General features: G+C 54.1%; 23 protein-coding genes. 18 read left to right on the forward strand and 5 right to left on the reverse strand.

Annotated elements, in window-relative coordinates; translation table 11 throughout:
• Nucleotides 1–18 precede the first annotated feature (18 nt).
• From thpR to HWQ14_RS00810, 16 genes are all read left to right on the forward strand, one after another.
• On the forward strand, nt 19–573 hold the full coding sequence (thpR, locus tag HWQ14_RS00735; RefSeq protein WP_176608682.1) for an RNA 2',3'-cyclic phosphodiesterase: 555 nt from the start codon (nt 19–21) through the stop codon (nt 571–573).
• Nucleotides 563–1,267, forward strand: coding sequence for a DNA/RNA nuclease SfsA (sfsA, locus tag HWQ14_RS00740; protein ID WP_148420123.1), 705 nt, complete (start codon nt 563–565; stop codon nt 1,265–1,267). The genes thpR and sfsA overlap by 11 nt, the downstream gene beginning before the upstream one ends.
• A 176-nt stretch (nt 1,268–1,443) precedes the next feature.
• On the forward strand, nt 1,444–1,899 hold the full coding sequence (gene dksA, locus HWQ14_RS00745; RefSeq protein ID WP_001155232.1) for an RNA polymerase-binding protein DksA: 456 nt from the start codon (nt 1,444–1,446) through the stop codon (nt 1,897–1,899).
• A gap of 59 nt (nt 1,900–1,958) precedes the next feature.
• Entirely contained in the window at nt 1,959–2,849 is an 891-nt protein-coding gene (gluQRS, locus tag HWQ14_RS00750; protein ID WP_176608683.1) for a tRNA glutamyl-Q(34) synthetase GluQRS, read from the forward strand.
• A 42-nt stretch (nt 2,850–2,891) separates the two neighbouring features.
• Nucleotides 2,892–4,289, forward strand: coding sequence for a polynucleotide adenylyltransferase PcnB (gene pcnB / locus HWQ14_RS00755; protein ID WP_209007156.1), 1,398 nt, complete (start codon nt 2,892–2,894; stop codon nt 4,287–4,289).
• Nucleotides 4,286–4,765, forward strand: a complete 480-nt coding sequence (gene folK / locus HWQ14_RS00760; protein WP_176608684.1) for a 2-amino-4-hydroxy-6-hydroxymethyldihydropteridine diphosphokinase — start codon at nt 4,286–4,288, stop codon at nt 4,763–4,765. Before pcnB ends, folK begins: the two co-directional genes overlap by 4 nt.
• Nucleotides 4,766–4,888: 123 nt before the next feature.
• Nucleotides 4,889–5,680, forward strand: coding sequence for a 3-methyl-2-oxobutanoate hydroxymethyltransferase (gene panB, locus HWQ14_RS00765; RefSeq protein ID WP_176608685.1), 792 nt, complete (start codon nt 4,889–4,891; stop codon nt 5,678–5,680).
• Between the two features lie 11 nt (nt 5,681–5,691).
• Entirely contained in the window at nt 5,692–6,543 is an 852-nt protein-coding gene (panC, locus tag HWQ14_RS00770; protein ID WP_148420119.1) for a pantoate--beta-alanine ligase, read from the forward strand.
• A 56-nt stretch (nt 6,544–6,599) separates the two neighbouring features.
• Entirely contained in the window at nt 6,600–6,980 is a 381-nt protein-coding gene (panD, locus tag HWQ14_RS00775; protein WP_006810068.1) for an aspartate 1-decarboxylase, read from the forward strand.
• A 398-nt stretch (nt 6,981–7,378) separates the two neighbouring features.
• The gene (locus HWQ14_RS00780; RefSeq protein WP_176608686.1) at nt 7,379–7,966 is read left to right on the forward strand and encodes a fimbrial protein; all 588 of its coding nucleotides are present in this window, start codon (nt 7,379–7,381) and stop codon (nt 7,964–7,966) included.
• Nucleotides 7,967–8,028: 62 nt separating this feature from the next.
• Nucleotides 8,029–8,766, forward strand: coding sequence for a fimbrial chaperone (locus tag HWQ14_RS00785; RefSeq protein WP_176608687.1), 738 nt, complete (start codon nt 8,029–8,031; stop codon nt 8,764–8,766).
• A gap of 65 nt (nt 8,767–8,831) precedes the next feature.
• A complete protein-coding gene (locus HWQ14_RS00790; protein WP_176608688.1) occupies nt 8,832–11,411 on the forward strand; it encodes an outer membrane usher protein in 2,580 nt (859 codons plus the stop codon).
• Between the two features lie 13 nt (nt 11,412–11,424).
• Complete coding sequence (locus HWQ14_RS00795; RefSeq protein ID WP_176608689.1) at nt 11,425–12,003, forward strand: fimbrial protein; 579 nt, start codon at nt 11,425–11,427, stop codon at nt 12,001–12,003.
• Between the two features lie 23 nt (nt 12,004–12,026).
• Nucleotides 12,027–12,584 carry a fimbrial protein gene (locus HWQ14_RS00800; RefSeq protein WP_176608690.1) on the forward strand — a complete coding sequence of 186 codons (558 nt, stop codon included), beginning with the start codon at nt 12,027–12,029 and terminating at the stop codon, nt 12,582–12,584.
• 29 nt (nt 12,585–12,613) lie between these two features.
• On the forward strand, nt 12,614–13,219 hold the full coding sequence (locus HWQ14_RS00805; RefSeq protein ID WP_176611134.1) for a fimbrial-like protein: 606 nt from the start codon (nt 12,614–12,616) through the stop codon (nt 13,217–13,219).
• A gap of 25 nt (nt 13,220–13,244) precedes the next feature.
• A complete protein-coding gene (locus HWQ14_RS00810) occupies nt 13,245–14,318 on the forward strand; it encodes a fimbrial protein StkG (protein WP_176608691.1) in 1,074 nt (357 codons plus the stop codon).
• Here HWQ14_RS00810 and HWQ14_RS00815 read toward each other — a convergent pair whose 3' ends face one another.
• The 4 genes from HWQ14_RS00815 to HWQ14_RS00830 all read right to left on the reverse strand — a co-directional run bounded on the left by HWQ14_RS00815 (nt 14,319) and on the right by HWQ14_RS00830 (nt 17,869).
• Complete coding sequence (locus tag HWQ14_RS00815) at nt 14,319–15,566, reverse strand: polysaccharide deacetylase family protein (RefSeq protein ID WP_176608692.1); 1,248 nt, start codon at nt 15,564–15,566, stop codon at nt 14,319–14,321.
• A gap of 63 nt (nt 15,567–15,629) precedes the next feature.
• Complete coding sequence (locus tag HWQ14_RS00820) at nt 15,630–16,070, reverse strand: PTS sugar transporter subunit IIA (RefSeq protein ID WP_176608693.1); 441 nt, start codon at nt 16,068–16,070, stop codon at nt 15,630–15,632.
• Between the two features lie 105 nt (nt 16,071–16,175).
• The gene (locus HWQ14_RS00825) at nt 16,176–16,946 is read right to left on the reverse strand and encodes an ABC transporter permease (RefSeq protein ID WP_176608694.1); all 771 of its coding nucleotides are present in this window, start codon (nt 16,944–16,946) and stop codon (nt 16,176–16,178) included.
• Nucleotides 16,943–17,869: an ABC transporter ATP-binding protein gene (locus HWQ14_RS00830; RefSeq protein ID WP_148420108.1), complete on the reverse strand. Its 927-nt coding sequence runs from the start codon at nt 17,867–17,869 to the stop codon at nt 16,943–16,945. The genes HWQ14_RS00825 and HWQ14_RS00830 overlap by 4 nt, the downstream gene beginning before the upstream one ends.
• A gap of 107 nt (nt 17,870–17,976) precedes the next feature.
• Here HWQ14_RS00830 and can point away from each other — a divergent pair, with 107 nt between their 5' ends.
• Nucleotides 17,977–18,639 carry a carbonate dehydratase gene (gene can / locus HWQ14_RS00835; RefSeq protein WP_148420107.1) on the forward strand — a complete coding sequence of 221 codons (663 nt, stop codon included), beginning with the start codon at nt 17,977–17,979 and terminating at the stop codon, nt 18,637–18,639.
• 60 nt (nt 18,640–18,699) lie between these two features.
• Here can and hpt read toward each other — a convergent pair whose 3' ends face one another.
• Nucleotides 18,700–19,236 (reverse strand): hypoxanthine phosphoribosyltransferase, encoded by a 537-nt coding sequence (gene hpt, locus HWQ14_RS00840; protein ID WP_176608695.1) that lies wholly within the window; start codon nt 19,234–19,236, stop codon nt 18,700–18,702.
• A 206-nt stretch (nt 19,237–19,442) separates the two neighbouring features.
• Between hpt and HWQ14_RS00845 the strand changes: the two genes are divergently transcribed.
• The gene (locus HWQ14_RS00845; RefSeq protein WP_176608696.1) at nt 19,443–21,833 is read left to right on the forward strand and encodes a glucose/quinate/shikimate family membrane-bound PQQ-dependent dehydrogenase; all 2,391 of its coding nucleotides are present in this window, start codon (nt 19,443–19,445) and stop codon (nt 21,831–21,833) included.
• The last annotated feature ends 52 nt before the right edge of the window (nt 21,834–21,885 follow it).

Raw genomic sequence — 21,885 nt, forward strand, 5'->3', positions numbered from 1 at the left:
CATTACCGAGTCCTGCGCATGTATGATTCAAAACGGCTGTTTTTCGCCATCGAGTTACCCACCACGCTTCAACGGCAGATCGTTCGCTGGCGCGCCAGCCACTTTCCGGCGGAAGCGGGCCGGCCTGTCGCTGCCGCAAACATGCACCTGACGTTAGCCTTTCTCGGCGAGGTGAGTGCGGAAAAGCAGCGCGCGTTAAGCGCAATGGCCGGACGCATTTCTCAGCCGGGGTTTACGCTGCACCTTGACGATGCCGGCCAGTGGTTGCGCTCCAGGGTAGTCTGGCTGGGAACGCGTCAGCCGCCTCGCGGATTACTTCAGCTCGCGAACATGCTGCGGGCACAGGCTGCGCGCAGCGGCTGTTACCAGAGCCCGCAGCCTTTTCATCCCCATATCACCCTGCTGCGCGATGCGGGTCAGGCTGTTGCCATCCCGCCGCCGGGCTTTCACTGGTCCTTTCAGGTGACTGAGTTTGCGCTTTACGAATCTGCCTTTGTACAAGGACGCACCCGCTATACCCCGCTCCAGCGCTGGACGCTGGGCGACACGTTAAGGAAACCTGATGAAGTTTAGCCCCGCACTCCAGCGCGCCACCCTGATCCAGCGTTATAAACGCTTTCTCGCAGACGTCGTAACCCCCGAGGGCGAAACGCTTACCCTGCACTGCCCTAACACCGGTGCCATGACCGGCTGCGCCACGCCGGGTGACACGGTCTGGTATTCCACTTCAGAAAATACTAAACGCAAATATCCCCATACCTGGGAAATGACCGAGACGCAAAACGGGGCATTTATTTGCGTTAATACCCTCCGCGCAAATCAGCTGGTTAAGGAAGCGCTGACAAACGGCACGCTCCCCGAACTGGTGGGCTACGGTACGCAAAAAAGCGAAGTGAAATATGGCGATGAGGGCAGCAGAATTGACTTTATGTTACAGGCGGAAGATCGGCCTGAGTGCTATATTGAAGTGAAATCAGTGACGTTAGCGGAACAGGAAAACGGCTTCTTTCCGGATGCGGTAACGCTACGTGGCCAGAAGCATCTGCGAGAGCTAATGAGTGTAGCGGCGGCGGGCAAACGCGCCGTATTGCTGTTTGCGGTTCTGCATTCAGCCATTGAACGGTTTTCCCCGGCCCGTCATATTGATCCTAAATACGCGCAATTGTTGCATGAGGCACAAAAGCAGGGGGTAGAGGTTTTCGCTTATAAAGCGGAACTTTCTGCCGATAATATGACTCTGAGATCCTCTCTTCCCATTGTCTTATAAGGGATTAGACGATTGACTAATAAGTGTTCTGGCCGCGTGCGCAAATACGCTTTTCCTCACAGGGTTGTCAAGTGTAACGTTTAGATAATTGCCATACGGAAAAGCATCTGCTATTTATAGCGACCTGATTTTTCCCCCAACACGGGGATCGATAGTGCGTGTTAAGGAGAAGCAACATGCAAGAAGGGCAAAACCGTAAAACATCGTCCCTGAGTATTCTCGCCATCGCTGGGGTGGAGCCGTATCAAGAGAAGCCGGGCGAAGAGTATATGAACGAAGCCCAGCTGTCGCACTTCAAGCGTATTCTTGAAGCATGGCGTAATCAACTCAGGGATGAAGTCGATCGCACCGTTACACATATGCAGGATGAAGCTGCTAACTTCCCGGATCCGGTCGACCGTGCCGCTCAGGAAGAAGAGTTCAGCCTCGAACTGCGTAACCGTGACCGCGAGCGCAAACTGATCAAAAAGATCGAAAAAACGCTGAAGAAGGTCGAGGACGAAGATTTTGGCTACTGCGAATCCTGCGGTGTTGAAATTGGTATTCGTCGCCTGGAAGCGCGTCCAACAGCCGATCTGTGCATCGACTGTAAAACGCTGGCAGAAATCCGCGAAAAACAGATGGCTGGTTAATCCCCGCCCTCTATACACTCTACAAAGGCGGGAGCCTCTCCCGCCTTGTTACCGTTGATATGTCTGAATCTCACTATATCGGGCGCTTTGCGCCATCTCCCTCCGGTGAATTACACTTCGGCTCATTAATTGCCGCGCTCGGCAGCTATCTGCAGGCTCGCGCCCGTCAGGGTAAATGGCTTGTTCGCATTGAAGATATTGATCCTCCGCGTGAAGTTCCCGGTGCGGCAGAAACCATTCTGCGACAGCTGGAACATTACGGTCTTCACTGGGACGGCGAGGTGCTCTGGCAGTCTCAACGCCATGATGCCTACCGGGAGCGCCTGGCATGGCTTGCCGAACAGGGGCTTTCCTATAACTGCACCTGTACCCGCGCGCGTATTCAGAGCATAGGTGGCGTTTACGACGGCCACTGCCGCACGCTTCGCAACGGGCCGGAAAACGCTGCCGTACGGCTGGTCCAGCGTTCGCCCGTAACGGCGTTTACCGACGTGCTCTCGGGTAAAATCGAGGCGGATGAACGTCTGGCGCGCGAAGATTTTATTATTCATCGGCGTGATGGCCTGTTTGCCTATAACCTGGCGGTGGTGGTCGATGACCATTTCCAGGGCGTTACGGAGATTGTGCGCGGGGCGGACCTCGTTGAGCTGACCGTGCGCCACATTTCGCTTTACCAGCAGTTTGGCTGGACGGCGCCGGATTACATTCATCTGCCGCTGGCGGTCAATGACCAGGGGAATAAGCTGTCAAAACAGAACCATGCCCCAGCGCTGCCTGACGGCGATCCGCGCCCGGTTTTGATCGACGCGCTGCGATTTCTCAACCAGAATGTAACGAAGGAATGGCAGGATCTGAGTCTGGACGAATTGCTGAAAATGGCGATTGATAACTGGACGCTTATAGCCGTGCCCAAAATCCGGCATTCTCAAATGCGTTGCGCTGAGCTATGATTAGCCGCTTTTTTGATAACAAAACACACTACGAGGTGTACTATTTTTACCCGAGTCGCTAATTTTTGCCGTAAAGTGCTGAGCCGCGAAGAGAGCATGGCGAACGATGCTATTGCACAGCCACACATGTCGGTCATTCCGCGTGAGCAGCACAATATTTCCCGCAAAGATATCAGTGAAAATGCCCTCAAGGTGCTCTATCGTCTGAATAAAGCAGGCTACGAGGCCTATCTCGTCGGTGGCGGGGTTCGCGATTTACTGTTGGGCAAAAAACCTAAAGATTTCGACGTGACGACCAGCGCCACGCCTGAGCAGGTGCGTAAATTATTCCGCAACTGCCGTCTGGTTGGCCGCCGTTTCCGCCTGGCACACGTGATGTTTGGGCCGGAAATTATTGAAGTGGCAACCTTCCGCGGTCACCACGAAGCGGGCGTCAACGATCGCACGACCTCCCAGCGCGGCCAAAACGGCATGCTGCTGCGTGACAACATCTTCGGCTCCATTGAAGAAGATGCTCAGCGCCGTGATTTCACCATCAACAGCCTTTACTACAGCGTGGCGGATTTCACCGTTCGCGATTACGTCGGCGGGATGCAGGACCTGAAAGAAGGCCTGATTCGCCTGATCGGCACGCCGGAAACGCGCTATCGCGAAGATCCGGTCCGCATGCTGCGCGCCGTGCGTTTCGCCGCCAAGCTGAATATGCGCATCAGCCCGGAAACCGCGGAGCCGATCCCTCGTCTGGCGACGCTGATTAACGACGTGCCCCCTGCCCGTCTGTTCGAAGAGTCATTAAAGCTGCTGCAGGCAGGCTACGGGTTTGAAACCTACAACCTGCTGCGCGAATACAACCTGTTCCAGCCGCTGTTCCCGACGATCACCCGCTACTTTACCGAAAACGGCGACAGCGCCATGGAGCGGATGATTGCGCAGGTGCTGAAGAACACTGACACCCGCATACACAACGATATGCGCGTGAATCCGGCGTTCCTGTTCGCGGCCATGTTCTGGTACCCGCTGCTGGAAACGGCGCAGCGCATCACTCAGGAGAGCGGCCTCGCCTATTATGACGCTTTCGCGCTGGCGGCAAACGACGTGCTGGACGAAGGCTGCCGCACGCTGGCGATCCCGAAACGTATCACTACTCTGGTGCGCGATATCTGGCAGCTCCAACTGCGCATGTCCCGCCGTCAGGGTAAACGCGCCTGGAAGCTGATGGAGCATCCTAAGTTCCGCGCCGCGTTCGATCTGCTCTCTCTGCGTGCTGAAGTCGAAAGAAACCAGGAGCTACAGCGCCTGGCGCAGTGGTGGGGAGAATTTCAGGTCTCTGCACCACCGGAGCAGAAAGATATGCTCACGGACCTGGATGATGAGCCGGCACCGCGCCGTCGTCACCGCCGCCCGCGCAAGCGCGCACCGCGTCGTGAAGGCACGGCATGACCCTTGCGTATATCGCCATCGGCAGCAATCTGGCCTCTCCGCTGGAGCAGGTTAACGCTGCCGTTCAGGCGCTGGGAGACATCCCCCAAAGCCGTATCGTGGCGGTCTCCTCGTTTTACCGCACGCCGCCGCTTGGCCCGCAGGATCAGCCTGACTATCTGAACGCCGCCGTGGTGCTGGAAACGGACCTTGACGCAGAAACGCTGCTGGATAATACCCAGCGCATTGAGCTACAGCAGGGCCGCGTACGCAAAGCCGAACGCTGGGGACCGCGCACGCTCGACCTCGATATTATGCTTTTTGGCCACGAGGTGATTAACACCGAACGCCTCACCGTTCCGCACTACGACATGAAAAACCGCGGGTTTATGCTCTGGCCGCTGTTTGAGGTCGCCCCCGCTCTCACCTTCCCTGACGACATCACGCTGAAGGCCGTTCTGCAAAGCCTCAACGCGGAAAAACCGGCCCGCTGGTAATCCCGTGTTACCGTCGATTATCCATTTGTTAATTGTGGTTAATCGATTGCCTAAAATCATTGTTCCCTCGAATGTTACTGTTAGAATGCGCAAAGATTCGCTTTTGGGCCATCAGGAAACAGTATGAAACCAACCACCATCTCCTTATTGCAGAAATGCAAACAGGAAAAAAAACGCTTCGCCACCATCACCGCGTATGACTACAGCTTCGCCAGACTGTTTGCCGAAGAAGGGATCAACGTCATGCTGGTCGGAGACTCGTTAGGGATGACGGTACAAGGACATGATTCCACTCTGCCGGTAACGGTGGAGGATATTGCATACCATACGCGCGCCGTACGCCGGGGTGCGCCAGCCTGCCTGTTACTTTCCGATCTGCCGTTTATGGCGTACGCCACGCCGGAGCAAGCCTTCGACAACGCGGCGGTCGTGATGCGTGCCGGTGCCAATATGGTCAAAATTGAAGGCGGCGCGTGGCTGGTGGATACGGTGAAAATGCTCACCGAGCGCGCCGTGCCGGTTTGTGGTCACCTGGGGCTGACGCCGCAGTCCGTCAATATCTTTGGCGGCTATAAGGTGCAGGGACGAGGCGATGCGGCGCAGACGCTGTTTGATGATGCCGTAGCGCTCGAAGCCGCGGGCGCACAGCTGCTGGTTCTGGAGTGCGTGCCGGTTGAGCTGGCAAAACGCGTCACCGAAGCGCTGTCGATTCCGGTTATCGGCATCGGCGCGGGTAACGTCACCGACGGCCAGATTCTGGTGATGCACGATACCTTCGGGATCACCGGCGGGCACATTCCAAAATTTGCCAAAAATTTCCTGACAGAAGCAGGCGACATGCGTGCTGCTGTGCGGCAGTATATTGCCGAGGTTGAGTCCGGCGCTTATCCGGGCGAAGAACACAGTTTCCATTAAGGAGTCAAGGTGTGTTAATCATAGAAACCCTGCCGCTGCTGCGTCAGCACATTCGCCGTGCACGTCAGGAAGGTAAACGTATCGCACTGGTCCCAACCATGGGCAACCTGCACGACGGCCATATGAAGCTGGTCGATGAAGCCAGAGCGCGCGCAGATATCGTGGTGGTCAGTATCTTCGTTAACCCAATGCAGTTCGATCGCGCAGACGACCTGGCACGCTACCCGCGTACCTTGCAGGAAGATTGCGAGAAGCTCAAAAAACGTCATGCGGATATCGTCTTCGCACCGGCTCCCGCAGACGTATACCCTCAGGGTACCGCTGAAGCGACCTACGTGGACGTACCGGGCATCTCAACCATGCTTGAGGGTGCCAGCCGTCCGGGCCACTTCCGCGGCGTATCCACCATCGTCAGCAAGCTGTTTAACCTGGTGCAGCCGGACATCGCCTGCTTTGGCGAGAAAGACTACCAGCAGCTGGCGCTGATCCGCAAAATGGTTGCCGACATGGGCTACGATATTGACATCGTCGGCGTGCCTATTGTGCGGGCGAAAGATGGCCTGGCGCTCAGCTCCCGTAACGGCTATCTGACCGCCGAACAGCGGAAGATCGCGCCGGGCTTAAGCAAGGTGATGAACGCCATGGCGGAACAGCTTCTGGCGAAAGCGTTAAGCGCGGAAGAGATCGTTGCTATGGCTGAACAGACGCTGAACGACAAAGGCTTCCGGGCGGACGATATTCAAATCCGTGATGCCGATACGCTGCTTGAGCTTACCGATACCAGCAAACGCGCGGTCATTCTGGTGGCAGCATGGCTTGGTCAGGCCCGCCTTATCGACAATAAAGTGGTTGAGCTGGCGTAATTATCTTCCCTCTCCTCTGTCGGGAGGGGCTAACGCATTGAATAAAGGTAAACGTAATGATTCGCAAAATGCTGCAAGGCAAGCTTCACCGCGTGAAAGTCACCCAGGCCGACCTGCACTATGAAGGTTCCTGCGCCATCGATCAGGATTTCCTTGATGCTGCGGGCATCCTTGAAAACGAAGCGATTGATATCTGGAACGTTAATAACGGCAAACGTTTCTCAACCTACGCTATTGCCGCCGAACGTGGTTCAAAAATCATCTCCGTTAACGGCGCGGCCGCGCACTGCGCGGACGTAGGCGACATTGTGATTATCGCCAGCTTTGTGATGATGTCCGATGAAGAAGCGCGTCGCTGGCAGCCTAAGGTCGCCTACTTTGAGGGCGACAACGATATGAAACGTACCGCCAAGGCAATTCCGGTTCAGGTCGCCTGATTCCGACGGGGAGCGGAACGCTCTGGTTCCGCTCCCTGAATGATAAAAAATACATTATTCTTTATTGCCTAAATAGCATCTTCTCATTCATTCGCCCTATTTCTCATTTTCTTCAAGCGTCTCTTTTCTGAAAAAAACATTCCCCTGAATGATATAAAAAAGAAAATGATCTTTGCCATTTATAATCTGAGCGCGCCAATAGTATACCGGCACAATAAAAAACCGCCCTCTTCATTCAGTTAAAATAATTTTCAAGATCATTTTCAATAACTTATCGAACGTTCATTTTTTCTAACGATGACTTTTAGCAATTTTAAATATCAAACCCATTCATAGATCCCTATCATCATTTTGCTTGAATTAAATCAGTAAAATGTTTTTTAAATGGAATTTTAATCATGTTAAAGAAAACGTTATTAGCTTCAGCTGTAGCTTTGTTCGCAATAGGTTCTTTTTCAGCAATCGCAGATACGGATCTCGGTTTAATCACCTTTGATGGTGCGGTAACAGACACAACATGTAATATTTCCACCTTGAATGGTGAAGCACAAAATAATATTACTATTACCTTACCCGTTGTTAAAAAATCTGAAGTTGAATCCACCACCGTTGATACCGGCGTCGGCTCAAAGAATTTTGAACTGCTGCTCACCAACTGCCCTGGGTCATTAAAGAGTGCATCTGCAAGCTTTATGTCAAAAAATATGGGGTCTATTGCGAACGGTACCATCGAACCCGATGCTGGCGTAGCAGGCTCTGCAACCAACGTTGCACTTGCCCTGTATAACAATGCCCCAACCGTCTCGTCTCGTATTATGGTGGGTCAGCCTGGCAATAATACGCAGAAAGCAGACCTGAATGCCGGCTCCGGTAAACTGTTCTACCGCGTTGCTTATGTTCCAGGCTCCAGCTGGGTGAAAGACACCAGCCCCGTGCAGTCAGGTAAAGTCAGCGCCAACGCCTACTTCACCATGAGCTACGAATAATTTTATCCGTCCCGTTAATGTGCCCTGTCGGGCACATTTTTCCGTATTATTTGAGAATAAACATGTACGTACTGAATATCAAGAGCGGATTAAAAGCCCTGCTGCTGGCCTCGGTGAGCGTTTTTGCTCTTAACGCCAGTGCAGATATTGTGATTTCCGGCACCCGCGTCATTTATCCTGAATCGGCAAAAGACGTAACGGTGTCTATGGATAACCGCGGCACCCGGCCTTTACTGGTGCAAACCTGGCTCGATGACGGAAGAGATACCACTAATCCTCAGGAGCTGAAGCTTCCTTTTATTGTCACGCCTCCCGTTTCGCGTGTTGAACCGCAAAAAGGGCAAACCGTCAGAATCACCTGGCTTGGTCAGTCGTTGCCAAAAGATAAAGAATCCCTGTTCTGGTTTAACGTTCTGGAAGTTCCGCCTAAGGCAAAGGATAGCGACAGCCAAAGCATGCTTCAGCTTGCATTCCGTACCCGCATAAAACTCTTTTTCCGGCCTACAGGTTTGAAAGGAGAACCGACAGACGCGGCCAAAAATCTTAAATGGACTCAAATCCGGCAAGGTCAAAAAATCGTTTTAAGCGCGAAGAATGATTCGCCTTATTATGTATCGCTGGCCAGCGCAACGCTTATTTCAGGCGCTAAACGCTACGAGATCGAAACGCATTATATTGAGCCGTTCTCAAGCCAGACCATGAACGTGAAAAATTACACACCTTCTGGAAATAACAAAATAACCTGGCAAGCCATCAATGATTTCGGCGGAATTGATAAGTATGAGTCTGTACAAAATTGATTTCATATCCGCTTCGTATCATTCGTAAAAATTATAATTAGCTTAGCTCTGGGACAGAGTACATTATGCGGTTTAGACGTTCGCTACTATGTTTGTCGATAAGTGCGGTATTGCCGTTCTGTGCATTTGCTGCTGAAAATAATAAAGAAGAAGACGTGCAGTTTAACGATCAGTTTCTTTATAACACCGGCGCATCAATTGATGTCAGCCGTTTTTCAAAAGGCAACCCTGTTCTTGCCGGAACGTATAAGGTGAAGGTGATTATTAACGGGAAACCTTCCATTACCACGGATCTTCTGTTTAAGGATAATGGCACACCGCGCGCCACTCCCTGCATCACTCGTAAACTGCTCACCCAAACAAATGTGGCAGCCGGGAAACGTAAACCAGCCGGGGATGATGCCGAAGAAACGTGTGTCTCTATGTCGAACGCCTATCCCGGCTCACGCGTGGCTTACGACCCTTCCACGCAGGAGCTGGATCTTTCTATTCCCCAGGCTTTCGTCATTCAGCGCCCAGCGGGTTTTGTCGACCCTTCACTCTGGGAAGACGGGATCCCGGCGGCGATGCTCTCCTGGGATCTTAACGGCTGGCACGCAGACACGAATGATTACAGCACCGATACGGCCTATGCCGGGTTACGCTATGGAGCAAACCTGGGGCCGTGGCGACTGCGGGCACGAGGTAACCTGAACTGGAATCAGGATTCCGGTACCCATTACGCCAGCCAGGACATTTATCTTCAGCGTGACGTCACGCCGCTCAAAGCACAGTTTATCGCGGGAGATTCCTATACCCGTGGAGATGCTTTTGACTCCATCAGCCTGCGCGGGGCACGTTTATATAACGACGACCGTATGCTTCCCAATGGCATATCGACCTATGCGCCGGTGATCCGGGGCGTGGCAAACAGCAACGCCAAAGTCACGATCGCCCAAAGCGGAAACACTATTTACGAAACCTCCGTGCCGCCGGGCCCCTTTGAAATCTCGGATCTCAGTACAACAGGATACGGTAGCGATCTCATCGTCACTGTAGAAGAAACGGATGGTAGCAAACGCTCCTTCTCGGTCGCCTATTCCTCGGTCGCGCAAATGCTTCGCCCTGGCTACTCCCGATGGGACGTGGGCGTGGGTGAACTGCGTGACGACAGCCTGCGCGACAAGCCACGGGTTGGTTACGCCACGGGCTATTACGGATTATCCAATACCTTTACGGGCTACGCGGGTCTGGAGTACACCGATAGCGATTTTTACGCCGCACTGTTGGGTTTGGCGATGAACACCCAAATCGGCGCATTCGCCTTTGACGTCACGCATTCTGATGCCCGGATCGACGGCTTACGACATCTTACGGGCGAGAGTTATCGCATCTCCTACAGCAAACTCATGGAAGCCACGAATACCTCTTTTAACGTCGCAGCATACCGGTTTTCGACGTCTGACTATCTCAGCCTGAGCGATGCGGCCTCCTTGACCAACGAGATCAAATACCGTGACAGGGAGCGTAACCCTGACCGTAACAACAGCGATGTGTATCAGACTTTCCAGCGCATGAAGAACCAGATCCAGGTGAATATCAGCCAGCCGTTGGCCGTTAACGACCTTGATTTGGGGTCGCTGTACGTCAACTCAACCTGGCAGGACTACTGGAATGAAAGCAGCTCATCAGCGCAATACTCTGTTGGCCACAGTCATTCTTTAAGCTGGGGAAGCTACAGCCTCTCCGTGCAGCGCACCTACAACGAGTTCGGGGAAAAAGATGACAGTATCTACCTGAACCTCACTATCCCCTTCGACACGCTGATGGGTAACGGCAAACGGGCTGGCGGATTCTCCTCACTCACGACGGGCATCGGCAGCGATCTTAAAGGTGGCGGAAGTTTTAACGCCAGCGCCAACGGCAACACCGAAGATAATCGCTTCAGTTACAGCATCACCGAAAGCACCACCCGTAGCGACGATACGTTAAACCAGCTGAGCGGTTACGGCAGTTACAACGGCCCGTACGGCCCGCTGAGCCTTTCCGTCTCTGCATCCGATGACGATACGCAACAATATTCCGCCAGCTATAGCGGCGGGATGGTTCTGCACGCTGGCGGCGTAACGCTCGCGCCCGGCAGCATCAGCGAAAGCGATACGCTTGCGTTGATTAAAGCAGAGGGAGCCGAGGGAGCCCGCGTCTCCATCGGTAACGGTGAAATCGGGTCCTCAGGCTATGCCCTTATGCCCTATCTGTCTGCCTACCGTGAAAACAGCGTAGGTCTTGATATCAGCGCTATGCGCTCTGACGTTGAAGTCAAAAATACCCGCTCCACCACCGTCCCCCGCAGCGGTGCCGTTGTGCTGGTTAACTTTGAGACCGACCAGGGGCGTTCAGTGCTAATGGAACTGACGCGTGACGACGGTGGCTTTATTCCGCTAGGTGCAGATGTTCAAACTGAACAAGGCGTTTCCGTGGGTAGCGTAGGCCAGGCCGGGCAAGCCTGGATCCGCGGAATTGAAGATAAAGGGTTGTTAAACATCGTCTGGGGCAGCGAGGCCGGCACATCCTGTACCGTCTCCTACCACATCCCACCGGATGCGAAAAAGATTGGACCGACAACGCTGCTGACAGGCCAGACCTGCCACATCACGGCATTATAAAGGGAGTTAAAACATGCTTTTTAAACCTGGGAAAAAAACAGGATTACGGATCTTAAGTTCGGGGCTGATGGTACTGTCGCTCGGAACATACGCCGATAAACTCGATATCACCTTTACCGCTAATATCCGCGACACCACCTGCGATATGAAAATTGAAGGCGGCAGCGGGGATGGCTCCAGCAACGTTATTCCCATTGGTACTAACGACAAGGTGCGCCTGGATTACATCATCCTGAAAAATGCCAAAGCAACGACCAACTTTAAGCTCAAAATGGTCTCTTGCCCGTCGAGTCTGACATCCCTGAAAACCACCATTAGCGGTAGTGCCAGCCCGCTGACTACGGCAGTTAAAAACTCACTCTCCGGCGAGGGCAGCGCGGAGAACATTGGCGTGGCGATTTCCCGTACCGCCACTCCGGACCAACCCTTCGTCATTAATTCATCCACCGATACGCAGCGCCTCGTCTGGTCGAGCGGAGAGATCAGTGCTGGCGAAGTTTCACTCCTGGCGACGCTGGTGGAAACCGCAAGCGGGCAAGGCATGACCGGCAACTTTAGCGGTATCGCTACGTTTAATTTCACCTATGAATAACTGGCGCAATACGGAGCGTTGATATGAAAAAGAAAATGACTTCACTGGTGCTTGCGATGGCTGCCATTCTGCCTTCCGTTTCTTCAGGCGCCATTACGGGTTCGACAAGCGTTCAGGCCACGTTCACCTCCACCATTGAGGCTGGTACCTGTAATGCCGAGATTCAAGATGCGAGCGGAGCCCCCATAAGCATTTTGCCGTTTGGCGATGTGTTTAAGTCCGACCTGGTGAGCCAGAACCGAAGAGGGGCATTCAAAATCGCGTTCACCAACTGTGCCGGGGTAAAAAATGCCGCCATTCAGGCCACGCCGGGTGCGGGTGGTGCCTGTACCGGCAATGCCAGAAATGGAGCCTCGTATGCAGCCGGGCATAACGTTGGTTTTGAAATCTGGAAGGGGTCTGTCGACTCGGGTTCCCTGCTGAACTGCGCCACAGCCCCGACTTCTGTCGTTAACCTGTCTAACGGGACGGGGAAATTTGAAATGGATGCGCGCATCGTCATTGCTAAAGATAAAACAATTTCTGACGTGACCACGGGTTCGGTCAGCGCTCCCGTGACCTTTATCGTGACCTATCAATAATGTTTATTCAGACAGGTAGCTTAAACAGGATGTTCCACTCCCGCTTAATCTTCAGAAAGGCGACGCCATGGCTCGCCCTCTGCCTGGGGTTTCCCGCAGCAGGTTTTGCCTCGAGCCTGGACATGGATATGACGGCAAACATTATCAACAATACGTGCCAGGTGAGCGTGCCAGAAAATGGAAACGTGACGCTGCCAACGGTGGGAAAGGGGTGGTTTTATACCGCTGAGGGCACCGATAGACTAACGCCGACAGACCCCGCGGGAGGAACCCGCTTCATGATTCAGGTGGTGGACTGTAGCGGAGATGAATCCGGTTCCGGGCAGGCGCTGCACTTCACCTTCAAACCGCAGGGCGCCCAAACTGCCGGCATGTCAAAACAGATATTCAGTAATGATACGCCTGCCCTGACAGGCGGCGCTGAAAATGTCGGGATTGTAATTTTTTCGGAATCGACTAATCAAAACGTCCTCGACAGCGACGGGCAGTCTGATGTGGCGGTCAAAATAGCGTCCCCCTCAGACCAGCAAAGCTATTTGAAAGCGTATAGCTTTTACGCCCGCTATCAAAATTACGGCCCGGTCAGTGCAGGAAAAGTGACCGCGCGCGCATTAGTCAGCGTGACATATCGCTAACAGGCAACGCTAAAAAGGAACAATTATGGCACAGCGTCCTGGGATAACCGTGTCCCCACGTTTTAACGGTTTTATCATTTTATTTATGCTTTTAACCATGAGCGCCTTTTACGCACATGCAGCCGAGGAGTGCCAGGTTGGTAGTGCTAAGCCACGTGCGGTTGGCGATTTCACGGGTGGAAAACCAACGCTGAGAGCCGTTGATGCCGTCACCGCGCCTACAAAAATCAGTTCACTCTATCCCTTAAGCCTAACCCCCCGGTTAATGAGCGTATGCTCGGGTGGTGACGATGGAGAAAACATCTTCACCGCAACACGGGCTAACCTGCAGGTTGGTAGCATTGACGGAAAAGCCTTGTTCAAAACCAATGTCACCGGCATTGCTTATGCGCTGGCGTTTCGAACAATCGGTACGGGAGTCACGGCCTATTTTGCCCCCAGCACAAGCTGGTTTCTGACGTTGCATATGGAAGATCAGGATGAATTATTGCGATACCAGACCTGGGAGGCCGCGGTCGAGTTTTATCAGCTTCCCAGCTTTGCCGGCGTTCCCGCAGAGGTAATCTCCGTTGGCCCAGCAGGAGGGACAATCGGAGACTTTGGTATTGGCGATCCCTATGCGCCTAATGATGACCATCCAGGCACAACCATCAGCATCGCCGACATGGCATTCACAACACCCATAGAAAAACCCACCTGCACCCTTACGGCACCTAAAACCGTAGACCTGGGGGATTATGGTGTATCCGATATTGAGAACGATAACACGCTAAACGCGTATGCGGTGGTGTCCGGAAATTGCACCAACACGCGCAAAATTACCATGACGTTAACCACCAGTAAGACAACCGGCACTGACGGCACGTTACTCGCCAACACCGCAAAATCGAATGCGGCAGAAGGCGTGGGCGTGTTGCTAAAATGGCCCGACAACAGCCAGGTTGTACCAAACTCAACTAACAGCTACAGCACGAGCGAGAACACTACCATTGCATTATTCAGCCGGTTACTTACGGCCCGGCTGGTTAAGTCTGGTACAGAAAAAGTCACCTCAGGCACGTTCAGCGCCATCGGCACCCTGCAGTTCACCTACGAATAGCTATCCCTGCGGCTGGTTACTGATCAGCCGCGACATGGTCTCCAGCGAATCCGTTCTTAAGATATACAGGCGCTTCAGCAAGAACGGATTATCCCCCGGCTTTACCTTCCCCTTCATCGTTGTCACCGCCAGATGAAAACCGGCGTCATTCGCGGCCTTTATCGCTTTATTGTCGTAGCCGCCAAACGGGTAAGAGAGATACAGCACGCGCGGGTTAAACTGCGCCAGCGCCCGGCGCGAGCGTTCAAAATCAAACAAAATCACGTGATAGCTGCGGCTCAGTAAAATCGGATGTTTATACCCGTCCACCCGGTGCAGGAAGTGCGTATGGGACTGAATATCAAACACGTCCTGAATGCCCTTAAGCTCCTGAATGCTCATAAACTGTAGCGATTTAGGATCCCATTTCTGCGGATGTCTCTTAATGCGGGATGAGATAATAAACGCCGTGGCGTTGAAACCGTACTGTTTCAGAACAGGGTAAGCGTAGCGGCTCACTGATTTCAGCCCGTCATCAAAGGTGATCGCCACCGATTTGGCAGGCAGGTTCAGTTTGTTACGCACGTACCCTTCCAGCTGATACATCGTCAGGGTGGTATACCCCTGGTCACGCAGCCAGGCCATCTGGTTATTGAACGCACGCACGCTGGTGGTGGTTGACGTGTGTCGAAAGCGCGTGTTCTCTTCATCACGCAAAATATGGTGGTAGGTCAGAACCGGCAGACCGTTGTCCTCCTGCGCGTCCAGGCTGCTTATCCACGCCAGACGATTACCAATGCGGATCTGATACCAGGTCTGATTCAGGCGGTCTTTAAGTTTATTCAGGATCGGATAACGCAGGTTGGCGCTAAGGGTGCCAAACGGCGCACTTCCGCTGCTGGGGGCATTGTAGACGGGCGTGTCTTTCCATGTGATGAGGTTTTGGTTGCTGAGCGGCTTGTTCAGATCGCCCAGGCTGTCCTCCACGCGCTGCTTACCCTGCACTTTCTCCAGGTGGTCTTTATCAATAAACCCGGTACCGAATCCAAAACGAAACTCGTAGTAGTCAGCCGCCGCCGGAAAAACGGCGAGGATCTGCCCGGCGCGGACATTGCCCACGTTCACCACGGCGTTGCCCACCTGCGCCCAGATGGCCGCATCCTCAGTGGTTTGCATATATTGGGAAGGAAGCCCCTGCTGCGCTGTCAGGCTGGCAGATGCCCCACCGGAAACCAGCAGCAACAGGATAAAGATAACGCGCTTGAGCATGGGATATAAATCGACACGGAAAATCAGTCGCTATTGTAGCAAAAGCGGCATCAATACCAATGTTTAATGCTTATACAGATCGTGAAGCAGAACGAAAGGCGGGTTCTTCTGCTGCTGGTGCCACAGGCTGCTCACCCCCGGCGCCCCCTGCGCCACAATGGCGTGACGAAACTCGGCACTGCTTAATGATGCGCGAAGCGGGTACATGGCTTCGAGCAAAGGCAGGCTGATACCGGAGATCACTTCACAGCTGTCGTGCTTGTGGCTCATCAGGGCGGCCGCGCGGTAAGGCGCCGCGCCGGACCTGTCGGTGAGAAAAATCACGCCATCGCCGGAGTCAGTTTCATGCAGCGCGTCGCACATCATGCGGCTAAGCATGTTGGTGCTTAATCCGCGCCAGTAATTGACCGCACGACACTGCGCCAGGGGGCCAAATCTGGCTTCCAGCTTATCCAGCATAACCTGTGCCTGTTCATCGTGGCAGGTGATAACCCATCCCAGCATAACGTCTCTCCTTAGCAGGCAAGTAGTTTAGCCGAGTGAAGGTTAGCTTACGGTGATAACTGTCAAAGAAAGTGCCCGGCAAACGGAACGTTGCCGGGCTGAGGATTAGCTGCGCAGACCGCGCCCGCGCTGGATCAGATACCAGCACAGCAGATAGAACGCCACGATAAAGACCACCAGCACCATTACGGTAGTAAACAGCGGCACATCAGTAATGCCGAGGAAACCAAAGCGGAAACCGCTGATCATGTAGACAATCGGGTTCAGGTGCGACAGCGCCTGCCAGAACGGCGGCAGCAGCGTCAGGGAGTAGAACACCCCGCCAAGATAGGTCAGCGGCGTCAGCACGAAGGTCGGGATCAGGCTAATATCGTCAAACGTTTTGGCGAACACCGCGTTCAGCAGTCCGGCCAGCGAGAACAGGATTGCGGTCAGCAGCAGCGTCAGCGCGACGAACAGCCACGAATGAACCTGAAACGGGACGAAGAACAGCGAAATGGCCGTCACCAGGATCCCTACGCACAGGCCGCGCGCCACGCCGCCGCCGACGTAACCGGCGATGATCACATGCGTTGGCACCGGCGCCACCAGCAGCTCTTCAATGTTACGCTGGAACTTGGCGCTAAAGAACGACGACGCAACGTTTGCGTAAGCGTTGGTGATCACCGCCATCATGATCAGGCCCGGCACGATAAACTGCATATAGGTAAAGCCGTGCATCTCACCAATGCGGGAACCAATCAGGTTACCGAAAATGATGAAGTAAAGGGTCATGGTGATAACCGGCGGTACCAGGGTTTGCACCCAGATGCGCATAAAGCGGTTGATCTCTTTCGCCCAGATGCTTTTCAGCGCGACCCAGTAAAGATGCGTCATGCCTTGTCTCCTTGTTTGTCGTGCACCAGAGAGACAAACAGCTCTTCCAGTCGGTTTGCTTTGTTACGCATGCTTAACACCTGAATACCCTGCGCGCTCAGCTGTGAGAACACGCTGTTGATGCCCTGCTCGCGCAGCACTTCCACTTCCAGCGTCGAGGTATCCACCAGGCGATAGTTGTAGCCCTCGAGCTTCGGCAGCGCGCTTTTCGCCGCCAGATCGAGGATAAAGGTCTCTGACTTCAGCTTGGAGAGCAGATTCTTCATCGAGGTGTTTTCCACCAGCTCGCCGTGCTGAATGATGCCGATGTTGCGGCACAGCATTTCCGCTTCTTCAAGATAGTGCGTGGTCAGAATGATGGTGGTGCCCTTATCGTTCAGATCCTTCAGGAATCCCCACATGGAACGACGCAGTTCAATATCCACGCCTGCGGTTGGTTCATCGAGAATAAGCAGCTTCGGTTCATGCATCAGCGCGCGGGCAATCATCAGGCGGCGCTTCATGCCGCCGGACAGCATCCGCGCACGCTCGTTACGCTTCTCCCACAGGTCGAGCTGCCTGAGGTATTTTTCGCTACGCTCAAGGGCCTCTTTACGCTCAACGCCGTAGTACCCCGCCTGGTTAACAACAATCTGCTGCACCGTTTCAAACGGGTTGAAGTTGAACTCCTGCGGCACCAGCCCCAGCTGACGCTTGGCGTTGACCACATCTTTTTGCAGATCGTAGCCAAATACGCTGACGCGGCCGGAGGTTTTGTTCACCAGAGAGCTGATAATCCCGATAGTGGTGGATTTCCCCGCCCCGTTCGGCCCCAGAAGGGCGTAGAAATCGCCCGCCTCGACTTTGAGATCTATCCCGCGTAGCGCCTGAACGCCGCCGGGATAGGTTTTTTTGAGCTGTTCAAGCTCCAGTGCAATCGCCATGAATTCAACTTACCTTAAGTTCTGACACACGTTGTGTGGTTTCATTAAAAGTCGGGTTACCCTATAGTAGCGCAACGCAATCACTTGGTTACAGGTCGCTAACCTCCATGAACGACATAGATACACTCATCAGCAACAATGCACTATGGTCAAAAATGCTGGTGGAGGAAGACCCCGGATTTTTTGGAAAACTAGCACAAGCGCAGAACCCGCGCTTTCTCTGGATTGGATGTTCCGACAGCCGCGTCCCCGCCGAACGTCTGACCGGTCTTGAACCCGGCGAACTGTTTGTTCACCGTAATGTTGCTAACCTGGTGATCCATACCGATCTTAACTGCCTTTCGGTCGTTCAGTATGCCGTGGACGTTCTGGAGGTCGAGCACATCATTATTTGCGGCCATTACGGCTGCGGCGGCGTACAGTCGGCCATTGAGAACCAAGAGCTGGGGCTGATTGATAACTGGCTGCTGCACATCCGCGATATCTGGTTCAAACATAGCTCACTGCTGGGTGAAATGCCGCAGGAGCGTCGTCTCGACACCCTGTGCGAGCTGAACGTGATGGAACAGGTCTATAACCTGGGCCACTCTACCATTATGCAGTCGGCATGGAAACGCGGGCAAAAGGTCTCGATTCACGGGTGGGCATACGGTATTCATGATGGCCTGCTGCGCAATCTGGAAGTGACCGCGACCAACCGCGAAACCCTGGAGCAGCGTTACCGTTCAGGGATTGCCAACCTAAAGCTCAAGCACGTTAACCATAAATAAAGCAGAAGGTTTTCTCCCTCTCCCGGTGGGAGAGGGCCAGGCTAAGGACATCAGACCGCACTACTCGTCCAGAATCACAACCTTCCCAACGTATGGCAGATGGCGATAACGCTGAGCGTAATCAATGCCGTAGCCCACCACAAATTCATCCGGGATAGAAAACCCGACGAACTCCACCGGCACCTGCACTTCACGACGCTCAGGTTTGTCCAGCAGCGTGCAGATCGCCAGGGATTTTGGCCCACGCAGGCTCAGGATCTCGCGTACCTTAGAGAGCGTGTTGCCGGAGTCGATGATGTCTTCAACGATTAACACGCCTTTGCCACGAATATCTTCATCCAGATCTTTCAGGATTTTCACATCACGGGTTGTGGACATGCCGCTGCCGTAGCTGGAGGCGGTCATAAAATCGACTTCGTGCGACACCTGCACTTCACGGCACAGGTCTGCCATGAACATGAAGGAGCCACGCAACAGACCAACCAGCACCATTTCGCTGCCGCTGTCCTTGTAATGTTCGGTGATTTGACGACCCAGTTCGGCGATACGCGCTTTGATCTCGGCTTCCGGGATCATCACTTCAACAGTATGTTTCATATTACTAACCACATGATTTTAATGAAAATCTCTCAATGCTGGTGACTATTATTCCGGCATCGAAACGCAAGCCAGCCATTATATCAGCAAATGGCTAAGCCTGGCGTATGAGTTATAAAAAGCAAATATTGTGATTCCGATCACACTTGTTAATACCTATAATTAATTGCTAGCAAATAATTAACAAAACTGACGAGTATTTTTCTATGGCTGAAACAAAAACTAAGCAGCCGCGTTTACTGGTGACATTAACAGCCGCGTTTGCCGCATTCTGCGCGCTGTATTTGTTAATCGGTGGCGTCTGGCTGGTCGCTATTGGCGGCTCCTGGTACTACCCGATTGCGGGTCTGGTTATGGTTGGCGTAACCGTTCTGCTCTTGCGCAGAAAACAATCTGCCCTGTGGCTTTACGCGGCACTGCTGATCGCGACCATGATCTGGGGCGTCTGGGAGGTCGGGTTCGACTTCTGGGCGCTGACGCCGCGCAGCGACATTCTGGTCTTCTTTGGTATCTGGCTGATCCTACCGTTTGTCTGGCGACGCCTGATCGTTCCGTCCAGCGGCGCCGTGGCCGGCCTGGTCGTTGCCCTGCTGATCAGCGGCGGCATTCTGACCTGGGCCGGGTTCAACGATCCGCAGGAAATTCACGGTACGCTGAACACGGAATCCACGCCTGCTGCGGCTATCTCGCAGGTGGCCGACGGCGACTGGCCAGCCTATGGTCGTAATCAGGAAGGTCAGCGTTACTCTCCGCTGAAGCAGATCAACGCGGACAACGTGAAAAACCTGAAGGAAGCCTGGGTATTCCGCACCGGCGACCTGAAGATGCCGAACGATCCGGGTGAGCTGACCAACGAAGTCACCCCGATTAAAGTGGGCAACATGCTCTACCTGTGTACGGCGCACCAGCGTCTGTTCGCGCTCGACGCGGCCACCGGTAAAGAGAAATGGCACTTCGATCCGCAGCTGAACTCCAATCCGTCGTTCCAGCACATCACCTGCCGCGGCGTTTCTTACCACGAAGCACGCGCTGACAATGCCAGCCCGGAAGTCATCGCCGACTGCCCTCGCCGCATTATGCTGCCGGTGAACGATGGCCGCCTGTTTGCGATTAACGCTGAAACCGGCAAGCTGTGCGAGACCTTCGCGAATAAAGGTATCCTGAACCTGCAGACCAACATGCCGGACACCACGCCGGGTCTGTATGAACCAACCTCCCCGCCGATCATCACCGATAAAACCATCGTGATTGCCGGTTCGGTAACCGATAACTTCTCTACCCGTGAAACCTCTGGCGTTATCCGCGGTTTTGACGTGAACACCGGTAAGCTGCTGTGGGCCTTCGACCCGGGCGCGAAAGATCCAAACGCGATCCCGTCTGATGAACACACCTTTACCTTCAACTCACCGAACTCGTGGGCACCGGCCGCGTATGACGCGAAGCTGGATCTGGTCTACCTGCCGATGGGTGTGACCACGCCGGATATCTGGGGCGGTAACCGTACGCCGGAGCAGGAACGTTACGCCAGCTCCATCGTGGCGCTGAACGCAACAACCGGTAAGCTGGCATGGAGCTATCAGACCGTTCACCACGATCTGTGGGATATGGATATGCCGTCCCAGCCGACGCTGGCGGACATTACCGTGAACGGCAAAACCGTACCGGTAATTTATGCCCCGGCGAAAACCGGCAACATCTTCGTGCTGGATCGCAGCAACGGTAAGCTGGTTGTGCCTGCGCCGGAAAAACCGGTTCCGCAGGGTGCCGCCAAAGGCGACTACGTCACCAAAACGCAGCCGTTCTCTGACCTGAGCTTCCGTCCGGAAAAAGACCTCAGCGGTGCAGACATGTGGGGTGCCACCATGTTTGACCAGCTGGTATGCCGCGTGATGTTCCATCAGCTGCGCTACGAAGGGATTTTCACCCCGCCTTCAGAGCAGGGTACGCTGGTCTTCCCGGGTAACCTGGGGATGTTCGAGTGGGGTGGGATCTCCGTTGACCCTAACCGTCAGGTCGCTATCGCTAACCCAATGGCGCTGCCGTTCGTATCCCGCCTGATCCCACGCGGTCCGGGTAACCCAATGGAGCAGCCGAAGGATGCAAAAGGCAGCGGTACCGAAGCCGGTATTCAGCCGCAGTATGGCGTACCGTTTGGCGTGACCCTGAACCCGTTCCTCTCTCCGTTCGGTCTGCCGTGTAAACAGCCTGCCTGGGGTTACATCTCCGGTCTGGATCTGAAGACCAACAAGATTGTCTGGAAGAAACGTATTGGTACGCCACAGGACAGCATGCCGTTCCCGATGCCGGTTCCGGTGCCGTTCAACATGGGTATGCCAATGCTGGGTGGCCCTATCTCCACCGCCGGTAACGTGCTGTTCATCGCGGCAACCGCAGATAACTACCTGCGCGCGTACAACATGACCAACGGTGAGAAGCTGTGGCAAGGCCGTCTGCCAGCCGGTGGACAGGCAACGCCGATGACCTATGAAGTGAACGGCAAGCAGTACGTCGTCATCTCTGCGGGCGGTCACGGTTCGTTTGGCACGAAGATGGGCGACTACATCGTCGCGTATGCGTTGCCTGACGAAAACAAGTAACTGAAAAGCCGGGTGGCGGCTACGCCTTACCCGGCCTACAGAAATATGCAAA

The sequence above is a fragment of the Enterobacter cloacae genome (assembly GCF_013375935.1).
Taxonomy (GTDB): domain Bacteria; phylum Pseudomonadota; class Gammaproteobacteria; order Enterobacterales; family Enterobacteriaceae; genus Enterobacter; species Enterobacter pasteurii.